This window comes from Nocardioides sp. T5, assembly GCF_048161455.1.
Lineage (GTDB): Bacteria > Actinomycetota > Actinomycetes > Propionibacteriales > Nocardioidaceae > Nocardioides.
This window is the reverse complement of sequence record NZ_CP182415.1, coordinates 3,612,209-3,625,035: the sequence shown is the minus strand read 5'-3', so window position 1 is coordinate 3,625,035 and position 12,827 is coordinate 3,612,209. Positions and strand designations below refer to the sequence as shown.

The window sequence follows — 12,827 nt, the reverse complement described above, 5'->3', positions numbered from 1 at the left end:
GCCGGAGCCGCCCCCCGGCGACCGGCTCGGGAGCGACGCGCTTCCCACTCGTCGTCCCGGGAACCACGCTACGGACGGGCGGCCGCGGCGTGGGCCGCGTCGGGGCGCAGTACCGGATTTGGGGTAGCGAGGTCGAGCCACGCCGGACCGCGGGGGGCGCGCAGCAGGTCGGGACGGACCAGCACGCGCACGGCCGCGCGGGCGATCGCGTCGCCCCGCGCCGCCCGGCTCGACTCGCGCAGGACCAGGGCGAGCCAGTACGCAGCAGTCCGGGGTCGCGAGGAAAGCCGCGAGAACAGCCGTAACCGGTTGGCCGTGAGGAGCGCCCACAGGCGCGGTGACGTGCCGGAGTCGCCCTCGAGGTGCACGGCGCCTGCGTCGGCGACGTAGCGGACACCGAACCCGAGAGCCCCGGCGCGCAGGTGGAACTCCGTCTCCTCGGAGTAGAGGAAGTAGGACTCGTCCCACGGCCCGCACGCGTCGAGGCAGGCGCGGCTCACGAGCTGGGTCGACCCCTCGGCCCAGTCCGGGGACGCGTCGCCCGCATAGGGCGCCGGGTCGCTCACGACCTCTCCCGTCAGGGCCCAGCGACCGGCCAGGGTGGCGCCGACGAGCGCGTCGGCGAAGGCCCGCAGGAGGGTGGGGCGTCGGCGCATCGAGTGGATCAGTGCACCGTCACTGTCGGTGAGCCGCGGCACCGTGATCCCGGTGCCGGGGCGGTCGAGCGCGGCCAGCAGCGCGGGCAGGCAGCCCGGCCGCAGCCGTACGTCGGGGTTGAGCACCAGCACCGCCGGCGCGTCCGGGGTGGCCGCCAGTGCGGCGTTGACGCCCGCCGCGTAGCCCGCGTTGCGCCCGGTCTGCACGACCGTGGCGTCGGGGCACAGGCGCCGCGCCACCGCGACGGTGTCGTCGGACGAGTCGTTGTCGACCACGACCAGGCGCCAGGGCACGCCACCGGCACCCGCGGGCAGCGACGCCACCAGTCCGGGCAGCACGTCGGCGCTGTTCCAGGTAACGACGGCGATCGTCACCGGTCCCGTCGGGGCGCTCATCCCGGTGGTCATGCGAGCACCTCAACCGAGCGCGTACGCCGGCGCGCGAGCCGCCGGCGTGCGGGCACTGACGCCGGGCCCTCGGCAGCACGCCGTCGCGGGCGCCGGCGCTCCAGCCAGAAGACCGCGACTGCGGTGAGGGCGATGCCCGTCAGACCGGTGGCACCGAGTGCCCGGGAGCGGCTGCCGGCGACCGGGTAGACGATCGGGTCCGCCGAGGACGGAACCGCGTGGACCCGGAGCTGCGGGTGCACCGCTCTCTCGTCCTGGCGTTCGGCCAGCACCTGTTCCACCCGGTTCACCGTCTCGCGAGCAGCGTCCTGCACCGTCTTCGCGTCAGGACCGGCCACCTGCACGTCGAGGTGATGTGCGGGGAAGGCCGGCCGCCACTGCGTGCCGAGGTTGGGCACCCGCACCTGGACCCCGTCACGCTGTCCCATCCCGACGATCGTGGCCGCGACATCGCCCGTCAGGAGGGGGCCGTGACCGGCGTTGATGTCGTTGGCCACCACGCCGGCCATCGGCTGCAGTCCGTACAGCGGGTTGTCCAGCAGGCTTCCGTCCCTGACTCCCTGGGGCCCGACGAGCACGATGTTGTACTGCGTGAAGAACACCGGCGCCTGGCGCTGCACGACCGCGAACGCCCCGACCGTGAGCGCGGCGCCGAGCACCACGACGTACCAGCGGCGCAGCGCGGCGGCGAGGAGGTCACGCGCGGTCATGCCGCTCCCCGGTTGGTGCAGGCCCTCATCCGATCTCCTGCACCGGCTCGACCAGCTGCGGCGGCAGGTGGAGGTAGGCGGTGGTCTTGCGCTTCTGTTCGATGTCGCCGTAGACCCGCTCGACCTGGGTGGTCGTGAGGCCGGTCGCCTCCGCGACCTGCTCGATCGGGGCGCCGGTGTTCTTGCCGTGCAGGCACAGGTCCATCAGGTTCCAGGGCAGGGAGAAGTAGAACTCCTCCTGCGACTGCGGCAGCGAGTAGGTGTCGGTCGTTGACGGACGGGTCCGGACCTCCTCAGGCACACCGAGGAAGTCGGCCAGCGCGTAGACCTGGGTCTTGTAGAGGTGGGCGATCGGCTTCACGTCGGCCGCTCCGTCGCCGAGCTTCACGAAGAACCCCTGGTCATACTCCAGGCGGTTGGGCGTGCCGGTGACGACGTAGTTCAGACGGTCGGCGTGGTAGTACTCCGTCATCCGGCGGGCGCGCTGCTTGAAGTTCGTCGCCGCCACGATGCCGAGGTAGGACTCGGTCGTCAGCCGGTGGCGCGTGGTGGTGCCGTCGGGTGCCTGCACGACGACGGAGTAGAGCCGCAGGCTCTCCGACTCGACGACGCTGGGCAGCACGATCTTGGACTTGTGGTCGGGACCGTAGTCGGGGCACACCATGCGGATCGCGTCGTCGCGACGCTCGTAGCAGCGGACCGCCTCGAGCACCGGGGTGATGTCCTCGACCACTGAGTCGATGCCGAGCGAGTCGGAGACCAGCGTGCTGAACGCGAGCGTGTCCTCGGAGGAGTCGCGCTCGGGCATGTGCAGACCGAAGACGCGCTCCTTGCCCAGCGCAGCGACGCACAGCGCTGCGACCACGCTGGAGTCGATCCCACCCGACAGCGCGACGACTGCGCCCTTGCGTCGGGCACGGGTGAGGTAGCCGCGCAGCGACGCGCTGATCCTGGCGACCTCCGCCTCGAGGTCGATCGCGAGCACGTCGGTGTGGCTGGGGCTGTCGCTCTGGACGGTGGTCATGCGGTGCTCCTCGCGTGCTGGACCCGGTCGATGACGGTCATCGGGGCGGGTGGTGGGGCGTCGCTCGCGGCGCCCCCGTCGACCACGAGCTGCTGGTGGAGCAGCTGGGTCGAGAGGACCGCGAGCAGGCGCATGTTGTCGGTGTTGCCGGTTCGTACGCCGGCGGTGCGGGCGGCCTTCTCGAGCAGCCCGGCGACCGGGCGCGGCTCGAAGACGCCGGCGTCGGCGAGGGCCGCGGGCGAGGTGACCTCGGTGAGCCATTCCGGCGGCGGGCCGCTGAAGAAGCTGGCGGTGTCGGGGGAGCGGTAGGGCTGCTTGGGCCGGGAGCGGATCTGCTCGGGGACGAGGTCGGCGAAAGCGATCTTGAGCAGGTGCTTCTCGTCGAGTCCGCACAGCTTGTGGCGCGCCGGGAGTCGGTTGGCGAGCTCGACGACGTCCTTGTCCAGGAACGGGAAGCGACCCTCCACCGAGTTGGCCATCAGCATCCGGTCGCCCTGGCTGGACAGGATGTAGCCCGGCAGCAGGGTGGTCATCTCGAGCCACTGGGCGCGCGACAACGGATCCCAGGCGTCGCTGCCGGCCGGCATCCGGGTGACCACGTCAGGACCCCGGTCGAGCTCGGCCCGGACGTCGGGGGACAGCAGCGTCTTGACCGCACTCGTCGAGGCCCACCGCGGCCGGTGCGAGAGCGCGGGGTCGTCGGCGTCGAGGTCGCGGCCGAAGAAGCTGCGCGCGAAGGCCGGGGCGCTGCCGGGGTTGCGCTCCATCCACGGGTAGAGCAGCTCGACGGCGCGGTCGCGGGTGGCCGAGCCCGGGTCGCGGGCCCAGAAGGCACGGACCCGGCCCTCGCGGAAGATGTCGTAGCCGCCGAGCACCTCGTCGGCGCCCTCGCCCGTCACGACGACCTTGTAGCCGTTGTCGCGCACGAGTCGCGACAGCAGGAACAACGGTGCGGGTGCGGTGCGCAGCACGGGCGTCTCGGTGTGCCGCACCACGTCCGGGAAGACCTCGGCGACGTCGGCCGCAGAGACGACGACCTCCTCGTGCTGGGCGCCGAGCTCGGCGACCATCTTGTGCTGGTGGACGCCCTCGTCGAACTCCGCGTCGGTGAACCGCAGCGAGAAGGTGTGCAGGGGTGCGTCGGTGTACCTCGCGAGGACCGCGGCGGTGACCGCGGAGTCGATGCCGCCGGAGAGGTAGGCGCCGACGGGCACGTCGCTGCGCACGAAGCGCAACCGGGCCGCTTCCACCAGGCGCTCGCGCAGCTCGACGGCATTGGCCTCGATGTCCTGGTCGGGCTCGGCGCCCCGGTCGGGGAAGTCGATGCTGAAGTAGGGGTGGCGGCGGAAGCCCTCGCGGTCCAGCACGGCGACGTAGCCGGGCTCGAGCTGGTCGATGCCGCGGAAGATCGTGCGCGGCGCCACCGTCGACCAGTAGGTCAGCACCTCGTCGATCCCGACGGGGTCGAGGGCGCGCGGCACCGACGGGTCGGCCATCAGCGCCTTGACCTCGGAGGCGAAGGCGATCCGGTGCCGGTCACGGGTGTAGAAGAGCGGACGCACGCCCATCCGGTCGCGCGAGAGGACGAGGCGCTGCTCCCGGGCGTCCCACAAGGCCACCGCCCACTGCCCGTTGAAGCGGGTGAAGCACTGCTCGCCCCATTCCTCCCAGGCGTGCACGACCACCTCGGTGTCGCTGGCGGTGCGGAAGCGGTGACCGCAGCGGCGCAGCTCCTCGCCGAGCTCGACGTAGTTGAAGATCTCGCCGTTGAAGGAGACCCACACCGTCTCGTCCTCGTTGCACAGCGGCTGGGCGCCGCCAACGGTGTCGATGATGGCCAGCCGGGTGTGTCCCAGCGCGGCGTGGTCGTCGCGGTAGAGACCGCTGCCGTCCGGACCGCGGTGCCGCAGCCTCCCGATCATCCGGGTCACCAGCTCGCGGTCCGGTGGCGGGCCGTCGAGGACGACCACGCCGCAGATGCCGCACATCAGGTCGTCCCGCCGGCCTGGGCGAGGACCGCACGCATGCCCTCGGCGGTGCCGAGCAGGTCGGGGTCGATCTGCTCCTCGCGCAGCACGACGTGGAAGACGTCCTCGAGGAAGATCGCGGCCTTGACCGCCTCGAGGTGCCGGTCACCGTGCGGGTCGCGCAGCCGCGCGTACTCGCTCAGGGCGCGGTCCACCTGGGCGGCGTCGGCGCGCCCGGAATCAGGCGGCTCGGGCTCGGGCTCCGGCTCGTGCTCGGGCGCGGCGGCCTCCGGGGCCCGCGCCGGGCGGCGTACGCGGTAGTTGAGCATCGAGGCGTTGTCGTAGTCGGAGGCGATGACGCGCCCCGGGTTGCCGGCCACGAGCGCGCGCGCGGGTACGTCACGTGAGACGACGCTGCCGGCGGAGATGGTCGCGCCGTCCCCGATCGTCACGTCGCCGGTGATCGTCGCGCCCGGCCCGATCCACACGTCGTCACCGAGCCTGGGCACGCCGTGGTCGCCCGAGGCGACCCGTTGGCCGATGGTGACGTTGTGGTGCAGCACGCAGTTGTCGCCGATCGTGACCGACCCGATGAACACGCCGGTGTGGTGCATCAGGAACAGCCCCGGCCCGATCTGGGCGCGGTGGTCGATGTCGGCGTGGTGGACGTTCATCACCCGCCGGCGCCAGATGGCGGCGAAGACGCGGGGCGGCAGGCCGGCGAGCCGGTGCTCGGCCTGGTAGCGCCGCGCGGCGCGATCGAAGCGATAGCACGCGACGACCCGGAAGTCGGCGTTCCACAGCCAGAGGCGCAGTCGCTGCGCCGGGCCGCGCCGGCCCTCGGCCGAGATCGTGTAGTACTTGTCGACGTCCGTGCGGAACGGACGGACGTCCGGGTCCTCGTCGACCCGGTCGCGGATGTCCCCCATGACCATGTCCCCCGACGCGCGGGCTTCAGCCCACGGGCTGGCCGGCCATGGTCTTGCCGGCGACGAACCGGGTGAGACCGCCGATGCTCCCGAGGTTGTCGAACACCGTCTCGGACTCACCGACGACGATCCCGAAGTGGTCCTCGAGGAACTCGATCAGCTCGAGGACGCCCGTGGAGTCCACGATGCCCTCCTCGAGCAAGGACGCCTCGTCCTCGGGCAACCTGTCGTGGTCGCCGAAGAGGTAGTTGTCGCCGATGAACTCACGCAGGTCGTTCCTGATCTGGTCGTGCATGTGTGCCTCCCCTGGCCGTTTCACGGGCCGCACACCCCCGTCGACCCACCCCTGAGTGTGGGAGAGGCAGGAGGTCGCGGAGCCGCGGGACGGGCACACTCCCCAATAGTGGTGAGGGCCCCGGTGAGGCCCCCTCCGACGCGGGCCGGGTCCCTACTGTCGGAGTGGTGAGGACGGGCGCCAGCGCACAGAAATCGGGCACGGTCGGCACGGGCACCGACATCGTGTCGGTGGCTCGCATCGAGGCGCTGGTGCGGACGGCCGGCGACCGGTTCCTCCAGCGCTGGTTCACCGAGGACGAGATCGCCTACTGCACCTCGCGTGCCCGTCCGGAGCTGCACCTCGCCGCGCGCATGGCGGCCAAGGAGGCGGTCCTCAAGGCGCTGCGCCCGACGGGCGACGCCCCGCTGGCGTGGCGCTCGATCGAGATCGGCCGTGACGCCGACGGGGCGCCCAGCGTGCACCTCGGCGGTGACGTCCGCGCCCTCGCCGAGCACCGCGGGGCGGGGCCGATCCACGTGTCGCTGTCCCACTGCGACGAGTACGCGGTGGCGGTGGCGGTCGCGGACGCCGCACGCAGCTGAGCGACCGAGGCGTCTCCTCGCTCAGCCGCGGGACAGGCTCGCGCCCAGCGGGACCGCCCGCGGACGCGTCCACTCCGCCGGTCGCTGCCGGGCCGACTGCCCGCGCACGAGCCAGACCTCGTCCCACTGCACGCCCGCGAGCCAGTCGCCACCACTGACGTCGAGGCCGAGGTCGGCGAGGTCGCCCACCGCGAGCCCCGTGACCAGGACGTGCGGGGCCCGGTTGAGGGAGTGCAACGCCTCGCGCAGGTGCTGAGGCGCGACGGCGGACATCACGACCGGGCGGCCGGCACGCTCGATGACGACGGCGGCGCCCGCATCGGCCGCGAAGCCGCCGCGGCGGTCGGCGTTGAGGAGGTGGAGGGGCTCCGCGGGCGAGTAGCCGAGGAGGTCCACCTCGTGGGCGATGTCGGCGAGCACGACCTCGATGCCGATCTCCGACCGCACGCGGGCCGCGATCCGGGACTGCTGCAGCCAGCGTCGCCGCCAGCCGTGGTCGCGGATGAGCGGCAGGTTCCCCCAGTCCCGGGCGCCGGGGTCGACCGTTCCGCAGGTGGTGTGGATCGGGACCAGCGCGGGGTAGAGGTCGCCGACGTGGCGGTGGGCCTCGTCGAGGCGCGCCAGGTTGGTCGTCATGCTGTTGTGCGTGATGGCGGTGTCGATCGCGCCGGCGAGCAGTCCCATGCTCCGCACCCGCAACGAGTACTCCACGGCGTAGGCGTGCCAGGCCAGCTCCGGGTCCTCGCTGAGCGGCTCGCGCAGCAGGTCGTCGCGACGTGCGATCACCAGCACCTCGTCGAGGGTGTCGACGGGCACCGGCTCGGGTGCGGACTCGCCGATCAGGATGACGCGGTCGCGCAGCCGGCCCACGGACGTGTGGTCGGCGGTGACGCCGTTGGCGCCGAGGATGCCCCATCGCTCGTCGTCCAGGGTGGCGGCGCAGGCAGCCAACCGGTCGAGGTCGTGCAGGTAGACGTCCTGGTGCACGAGCACCACGACGTCGTGGCTGGCCTGCCGGACCGCGTGGTTGAGCGCTGCGCCGGCGGACGTGTGGGCGTGCTCGGTGTTGTCCACCGGCAGGTACTCCACCTCCACCGGGCCGTCGTACGCCCGGATCGAGCGGTCGAGGCAGTGCTGCCTGACGGCAGGGTCGTTGTACACGCATACGATCGTCATCCCCACGGCGCGAGTCGACCACGCGCGGTCGCCGATCGCCGGACGGTGCGCCTCGACATCCCCCGGTTGGGGTACGCGCCTGCGTCGCACGCGGAGCGATGATGGGGGTGGCCGAGGAGCCGACAGAGGGTCGACGGCCGGTCGACGGGGGAGGGGCGCCGATGGCACGCACCTGGTCGCGTGCGGTGCTGGCTGCCGCTGTCGTCCTGCTCGTGGTCGTCCTCGCGGTGGTCGCCGTCCGGCTGCTCGACGATGAGGCCCCGACCGCCGACGCGACCGACGGCGCCACGACGAGCGAGTCGCCCGCACCGGTCGGCGAGAACGGCGTCACGTCCGATGGTCACCCGGACGCGGACAGCACCGGCGTCCCGCCGGGAACCGAGCTCGTCCCCTACACGGGACCCTGCACCCTCGTGGAGACCGCTGTGCTCTCAGGGGTCGACGCCACCGGGGTGTGCCCGGCGATCGTGGTGCAGGCGCCGGGGGTGCGGATCGAGGCGTCGCGCGTGCCGCGGGTGGAGTCCACGGCCACCCAGGTCGACCCGACGTACTCGGTCGAGGTCGTCGACTCCGAGGTCGTCGCCGGGAAGTGGATCGGCGGCGCGGTCTGGGGCAGCAACCTGACGGTGCGCCGCAGCGAGGTCACCGGCGGGCAGCACAGCGTTCACTGCGGCAGCCGCTGCCTGGTCGAGGACTCCTGGCTCCACGACCAGTTCAACCCCGAGGGCGAGGCCGCCCACAACAATGCCTTCATCTCCAACGGTGGCACCGACATGGTCGTGCGGCACAACACGCTCCACTGCACCGCGACGCTCAACGCCACGGGCGGCGGGTGCACCGCCGACCTCTCGCTGTTCGGCGACTTCGAGCCGATCACCGACGTGCTGGTCGAGGACAACCTGCTCAAGGCCAACGACTCGTCGGCCTCCTACTGCGCCTACGGCGGCGACGCCCCGGGCAAGCCGTTCCCCGAGGCCGCGGGCGTCGTCTTCACCGGCAACGTCTTCGAGCGCGGCGCCAACGGGATGTGCGGCGTCTACGGCCCGATCACCTCCTTCAAGGCCGATGCCAAGGGCAACCTCTGGCGCGACAACACCTGGGACGACGGCAGCGAGCTCGTGCCCGAGTGACGGGCTGCTGGTCCGCTGCGGAGGCAGCAGTCAGCGCAGTCGCTTGACCGTGCCGACGAGTGCGCCGCGGGCGCGGGAGGCGACCGGGGGAAGACGGAGCACGTCACGCTCCACCGACTCGACCGTGTCCCCGTTGCGGATGCTGTAGCGAGGCTGGAGCCAGCGGTCGGTGTGCGCCCAGCGGCGGTCGCTCGTCTGGACGGAGCGGTACCCCAGGGGGCGCAGCTCGTGCAGGACGGCGCGGTCGTAGCGACCCAGCGGCAGGGCGGCGTCGTGCACGCGGCTGCCGGTCACGTCCTGCAGCACCGTGCGCGCCGTGACGAGCTCCTCGCGGCGGCGGGCCGGGTCCAGTCCGCGCCAGGGTCGGTGCGACATGCCGTGGTTGCCGATCGTCATGCCGGCGTCGTGCAGCCGACGTACGTCGTCGCGACTGAGGCTGCCCGGGCGGTCCAGGCGACCGGCCACCACGAAGAAGCTCGCGCGCAGGCCCCGCTCGAGGAGCGCCGGAAGCGCGATCTCCACGTCCGAGGAGTTGCCGTCGTCGAAGCTCAGGCGCACGTCGCCCCGCCCGACCACCCGGTCGAGCACGCCGAGGAACACGTCCCGGCTGATCCAGTAGGCGTCCTCGCCGGGCTCGAGTCGGCGCTGCGGCGCGCCGATGCCATGGAAGCAGACATTCACCACGCGCATGCCTCGAACCGTAGGGGCGGGCTCTTCCACGGCTCCGGGCGTCCGTCGAAGGCTCACAAAATATGGGTATGTGCCCCGGTGCCACCCGTTCGGCACCGAACCCCTTCCTACGGTGGGCGCATGTCAGGGGGATCCGTGGGGGTGGACCTGGCACCGATCACCGACGAGGACGTCGGTGCGGTCGCCGCGTTCCTGCACCAGCACCTCAACGCCAGGTTGAGTGCCGATGAGTGGGCCCGGTGCGCCGTGCCGCCGTGGAGCGTCGACGCACCCAACCACGGGTTCCTGCTGCGGCAGGGTGAGGAGGTGGTCGGCGCCTACCTCGCCTTCTACTCCGAGCGGGAGGTGGACGGCGCGCTTCGCCGACGCTGCAACCTCGCCGCCTGGTGCGTGCTCGAGGAGCACCGCGCGCATGGCGTACGCCTGGCGCGGGCGATGCTGCGCCAGCGCGACTACGACTTCGTCGACCTCTCGCCCAGCGGCAACGTCGTCAGCCTCAACGAGCGCCTGGGGTTCACCAGCCTCGACACCACCACCGCGCTGGTGCCGAACCTCCCGCTGCCGTCGCGCCGCGGTGTCCGGGTGCTCACCGCGGCGACGGAGATCGAGGCAGCGCTGACCGGGGCCGACCTGCGTGTCTACCGGGACCACCGTGGCGCCGCGGCCGCGCTGCACTTCGTGGTGTGCGTCGGGCAGGACACCTGCTACGTGATCGCCCGCCGTGACCGTCGCAGGGGCCTGCCGCTCTTCGCGTCGCTCGTCCACGTCTCTGATCCGGCGGTCCTGGCACGCGCAGGGCACGCGCCCTACCGCCACCTGCTGCTGCGTCACCGCGCGCTGGTGACGCTCGCCGAGCGGCGCGTGGCGGGCCGACCCCCGCGGCTGTCGCGGATGCAGTCCGCGCCGCGGCCACGCATGTTCCGCAGCCCTGCGCTGGAGCCGCGCTCGGTCGACTACCTCTACAGCGAGCTGACCTGCGTGCCGTGGTGAGCGGCGCGCAGACGACGAAGGGATCTCTCATGACGGCGAACGGCGGAGTCGCAGGGCGGCTGCGACACACCCTGGTGGACGCACCCGGGTCGGCGGGCGCGCGGATGCGGGCCCGCCGCTGGGACCTGGTCGAGCGGGCCTTCCCCGACCTCGCGACGATGTCGGTCCTCGACCTCGGCGGCACCGTTGAGTGGTGGCGCCGGGCACCCGTGCGACCGAAGGACGTGACCGTCCTCAACCTCTTCGAGCCCGGCGAGTCCGACGACGCGTCGATGCTTCCCGTGACCGGCGACGCGTGCCGCGCCCGCGAGGCGCTCAGCGCGGCGGGCGCGCCGACGTCGTACGACGTGGTGTTCAGCAACTCGCTGCTCGAGCACGTCGGCGGCCACGCCCAGCGGGCGGCGCTCGCGCGAGAGGTCCGCGCGCTCGCGCCGCGCCACTGGGTGCAGACGCCCTACCGCTACTTCCCGCTCGAGCCGCACTGGCTCTTCCCGGGCCTTCAGTTCATGCCGATGGCCGCCCGCGCGCGGCTCGCGGCCGCCTGGCCGCTCGCGCACAGCCGCCCGGACTCACCCGAGGACGCGATGTCGGAGGTGCAGTGGACCGAGCTGGTCGGGGTCGCCGAGCTCCGCTCGTACTTCCCCGACTCGCACATCCACCACGAGCGATTCGCCGGCCTGACGAAGTCGCTCGTGGCGATCGCGCGGGGCTAGCCGGGGTTCACCGCCTCGCCGGAGTCCCACACGTTGCCGGTCCACACGTTTCCGGCCGCGTTGCGGTCGAACGACGTCACCGGTCCGTAGACGCCGCACCTGCGGTTGGGGCCGCGCTCGAAGACGTTGTTGGTGAAGCGCACGTTGGTGGCCGTGTAGGGCTTCGAGTCGGAGTCACCGCCGTAGGCGCAGTAGGAGATCGACGAGTTGTTGGCGCGCAGGAAGTTGTTGTCGATCGTGACGTTGTCGATGGGACCGAAGTCGCCGAAGAGGGAGACGTCAGCCGTGCAGCCACCGTCCGTGCTGTTGAGGGTCGCCGTGCAGTGGAGCGTGTTGTGCCGCACCACCATGTTGCGGCCGCCGTTGGAGATGAAGGCGTTGTTGTGGAAGCTCCCACCGTCGGGGTTGTGCTGGTCGTGCAGCCAGGAGTCGGTGACCTCGCAGTTGTCGTTGCAGTGGAAGCTGTGCTGCCCACCGGTGACGTCGACCCGGCGTGCGGTGATGTTGTAGCCCCACAGGCCGCCCGTCGAGGTGGCGCCGGCGCGGACGTCGGAGTCGGTGATGGTGACCGAGCTGTCACCGTCGCCGTAGATCGACCACACGCCCGGGACCAAGGACTTGTCGATGACGACGCCGGTGGTCTGGATCACCAGTGCGTCGCTGCACTTGGACAGGACGTCCGCACCCGAGATGGTGCGCGCCGAGGTGATCGTGCACGGGCCGGTGTACGGCGTGAGCGCGGTGCCGGCCGGTACGCCGGTGTTGTCGGGGCCGGGCCACCCGCCGGGCGGCGGCGTGGTGGGCGTCGCAGTCGGGGTCGGGGTCGGCGCGGTCTCTGCGTCCGCCGGGACGAAGCGCACGTCGACCCAGTAGTTGGTGTTGCGCGGAGCCTCGTAGCGCGGGAACCGCGCTTTGCTGCCGGGCCGCGTCATGCCGTTGCGGCCGGCCGGGGCACGGAGGTGGGCGTTGCTCCGGGCCTTGCTGAAGCCACCCGGGGTGGCGGGGTGGATCCCCTTGGGGCCGGTGTGCACCGAGACCACGTACTTCTTGCCGGCGGCGAGCTGCACGCCGGAGTCGAAGCCGACCTTCTTCCAGCCCTTGCCCTTGACCGGGCGCAGCGTGGTCCGGGCCAGGAGCTTGCCGCCCTTCGACCACAGGGTGGCGGACTCGGGGGTGGAGGCCTTCGACTTCCGCGGCTTGAAGTAGCGCACGCCGACCGCCGTGCCGGCGACCTTGGCCTTGAAGCGCATGCCGACCTCGCGCTCGGGCCCGCGGCGCACGGCCGCGTCCGGGGCGCGCCGGGGGAGCAGTCCGACCTCGGTGGCCCGCGCCCGCTCGGCGGTCTCGCCGTGGGCGGACGGGGTGGGGCGCTCGACGAGCGCGAGGGCGGTGAGGACGGCTGCGAGGACGAAGACGGGGATGAGGCGGCGGCGGCCTCGGGGGATGACGGGACTGGACGGGGACGACATGGGGGAACCTCGATGACACGGGGGCAGGGACGAGGCCGCGCGGTGGGGGTGGGTGGGGTGGGGGTGCGCGCGGTCCCCGGCATCCT

Annotated in this window: 13 protein-coding genes; 4 read left to right on the top strand and 9 right to left on the bottom strand. The window is 72.3% G+C overall.

Annotated elements, in window-relative coordinates; all coding sequences use genetic code 11:
- Nucleotides 1-68: 68 nt before the first annotated feature.
- The 6 genes from ACNKF0_RS17730 to ACNKF0_RS17705 are packed head-to-tail and all read right to left on the bottom strand — an operon-like array spanning nucleotide 69 to nucleotide 5,989.
- A complete protein-coding gene (locus ACNKF0_RS17730; protein ID WP_416954179.1) occupies nucleotides 69-1,064 on the bottom strand; it encodes a glycosyltransferase in 996 nt (331 codons plus the stop codon).
- Nucleotides 1,061-1,774, bottom strand: coding sequence for a hypothetical protein (locus ACNKF0_RS17725; protein ID WP_416954178.1), 714 nt, complete (start codon nucleotides 1,772-1,774; stop codon nucleotides 1,061-1,063). Before ACNKF0_RS17725 ends, ACNKF0_RS17730 begins: the two co-directional genes overlap by 4 nt.
- Before the next feature lie 25 nt (nucleotides 1,775-1,799).
- Nucleotides 1,800-2,798, bottom strand: coding sequence for an NAD(+) synthase (gene nadE / locus ACNKF0_RS17720; protein ID WP_416954177.1), 999 nt, complete (start codon nucleotides 2,796-2,798; stop codon nucleotides 1,800-1,802).
- Nucleotides 2,795-4,786, bottom strand: a complete 1,992-nt coding sequence (asnB, locus tag ACNKF0_RS17715) for an asparagine synthase (glutamine-hydrolyzing) (RefSeq protein WP_416954176.1) — start codon at nucleotides 4,784-4,786, stop codon at nucleotides 2,795-2,797. The genes nadE and asnB overlap by 4 nt, the downstream gene beginning before the upstream one ends.
- Complete coding sequence (locus ACNKF0_RS17710) at nucleotides 4,786-5,694, bottom strand: serine O-acetyltransferase (RefSeq protein ID WP_416954175.1); 909 nt, start codon at nucleotides 5,692-5,694, stop codon at nucleotides 4,786-4,788. The genes asnB and ACNKF0_RS17710 overlap by 1 nt, the downstream gene beginning before the upstream one ends.
- A gap of 25 nt (nucleotides 5,695-5,719) precedes the next feature.
- On the bottom strand, nucleotides 5,720-5,989 hold the full coding sequence (locus ACNKF0_RS17705; RefSeq protein ID WP_299925690.1) for an acyl carrier protein: 270 nt from the start codon (nucleotides 5,987-5,989) through the stop codon (nucleotides 5,720-5,722).
- A gap of 230 nt (nucleotides 5,990-6,219) precedes the next feature.
- On the opposite strand from ACNKF0_RS17705, the gene acpS reads away from it, so the two are divergent.
- The gene (gene acpS, locus ACNKF0_RS17700; protein WP_416954174.1) at nucleotides 6,220-6,573 is read left to right on the top strand and encodes a holo-ACP synthase; all 354 of its coding nucleotides are present in this window, start codon (nucleotides 6,220-6,222) and stop codon (nucleotides 6,571-6,573) included.
- Nucleotides 6,574-6,594: 21 nt separating this feature from the next.
- Here the strand turns inward: acpS and ACNKF0_RS17695 are convergent, their stop codons facing one another.
- Nucleotides 6,595-7,734, bottom strand: a complete 1,140-nt coding sequence (locus ACNKF0_RS17695) for a hypothetical protein (RefSeq protein ID WP_416954173.1) — start codon at nucleotides 7,732-7,734, stop codon at nucleotides 6,595-6,597.
- A gap of 176 nt (nucleotides 7,735-7,910) precedes the next feature.
- On the opposite strand from ACNKF0_RS17695, the gene ACNKF0_RS17690 reads away from it, so the two are divergent.
- On the top strand, nucleotides 7,911-8,879 hold the full coding sequence (locus tag ACNKF0_RS17690) for a hypothetical protein (RefSeq protein ID WP_416954172.1): 969 nt from the start codon (nucleotides 7,911-7,913) through the stop codon (nucleotides 8,877-8,879).
- A gap of 30 nt (nucleotides 8,880-8,909) precedes the next feature.
- Here the strand turns inward: ACNKF0_RS17690 and ACNKF0_RS17685 are convergent, their stop codons facing one another.
- A complete protein-coding gene (locus ACNKF0_RS17685) occupies nucleotides 8,910-9,569 on the bottom strand; it encodes a polysaccharide deacetylase family protein (RefSeq protein ID WP_416954171.1) in 660 nt (219 codons plus the stop codon).
- A gap of 120 nt (nucleotides 9,570-9,689) precedes the next feature.
- Between ACNKF0_RS17685 and ACNKF0_RS17680 the strand changes: the two genes are divergently transcribed.
- Nucleotides 9,690-10,559 carry a hypothetical protein gene (locus ACNKF0_RS17680; RefSeq protein WP_416954170.1) on the top strand — a complete coding sequence of 290 codons (870 nt, stop codon included), beginning with the start codon at nucleotides 9,690-9,692 and terminating at the stop codon, nucleotides 10,557-10,559.
- A 29-nt stretch (nucleotides 10,560-10,588) separates the two neighbouring features.
- Nucleotides 10,589-11,272, top strand: coding sequence for a hypothetical protein (locus ACNKF0_RS17675; RefSeq protein WP_416954169.1), 684 nt, complete (start codon nucleotides 10,589-10,591; stop codon nucleotides 11,270-11,272).
- Here ACNKF0_RS17675 and ACNKF0_RS17670 read toward each other — a convergent pair.
- Entirely contained in the window at nucleotides 11,269-12,741 is a 1,473-nt protein-coding gene (locus ACNKF0_RS17670; RefSeq protein ID WP_416954168.1) for a DUF4082 domain-containing protein, read from the bottom strand. The genes ACNKF0_RS17675 and ACNKF0_RS17670 overlap by 4 nt on opposite strands.
- Nucleotides 12,742-12,827: the final 86 nt, after the last annotated feature.

Bases quoted from the DNA above. Each gene is read 5' to 3' on its own strand.
- ACNKF0_RS17730 (WP_416954179.1), bottom strand. From the start codon at position 1,064: ATGACCACCGGGATGAGCGCCCCGACGGGACCGGTGACGATCGCCGTC.
- ACNKF0_RS17725 (WP_416954178.1), bottom strand. From the start codon at position 1,774: ATGACCGCGCGTGACCTCCTCGCCGCCGCGCTGCGCCGCTGGTACGTC.
- nadE (WP_416954177.1), bottom strand. From the start codon at position 2,798: ATGACCACCGTCCAGAGCGACAGCCCCAGCCACACCGACGTGCTCGCG.
- asnB (WP_416954176.1), bottom strand. From the start codon at position 4,786: ATGTGCGGCATCTGCGGCGTGGTCGTCCTCGACGGCCCGCCACCGGAC.
- ACNKF0_RS17710 (WP_416954175.1), bottom strand. From the start codon at position 5,694: ATGGGGGACATCCGCGACCGGGTCGACGAGGACCCGGACGTCCGTCCG.
- ACNKF0_RS17705 (WP_299925690.1), bottom strand. From the start codon at position 5,989: ATGCACGACCAGATCAGGAACGACCTGCGTGAGTTCATCGGCGACAAC.
- ACNKF0_RS17690 (WP_416954172.1), top strand. From the start codon at position 7,911: ATGGCACGCACCTGGTCGCGTGCGGTGCTGGCTGCCGCTGTCGTCCTG.
- ACNKF0_RS17685 (WP_416954171.1), bottom strand. From the start codon at position 9,569: ATGCGCGTGGTGAATGTCTGCTTCCATGGCATCGGCGCGCCGCAGCGC.
- ACNKF0_RS17680 (WP_416954170.1), top strand. From the start codon at position 9,690: ATGTCAGGGGGATCCGTGGGGGTGGACCTGGCACCGATCACCGACGAG.
- ACNKF0_RS17675 (WP_416954169.1), top strand. From the start codon at position 10,589: ATGACGGCGAACGGCGGAGTCGCAGGGCGGCTGCGACACACCCTGGTG.
- ACNKF0_RS17670 (WP_416954168.1), bottom strand. From the start codon at position 12,741: ATGTCGTCCCCGTCCAGTCCCGTCATCCCCCGAGGCCGCCGCCGCCTC.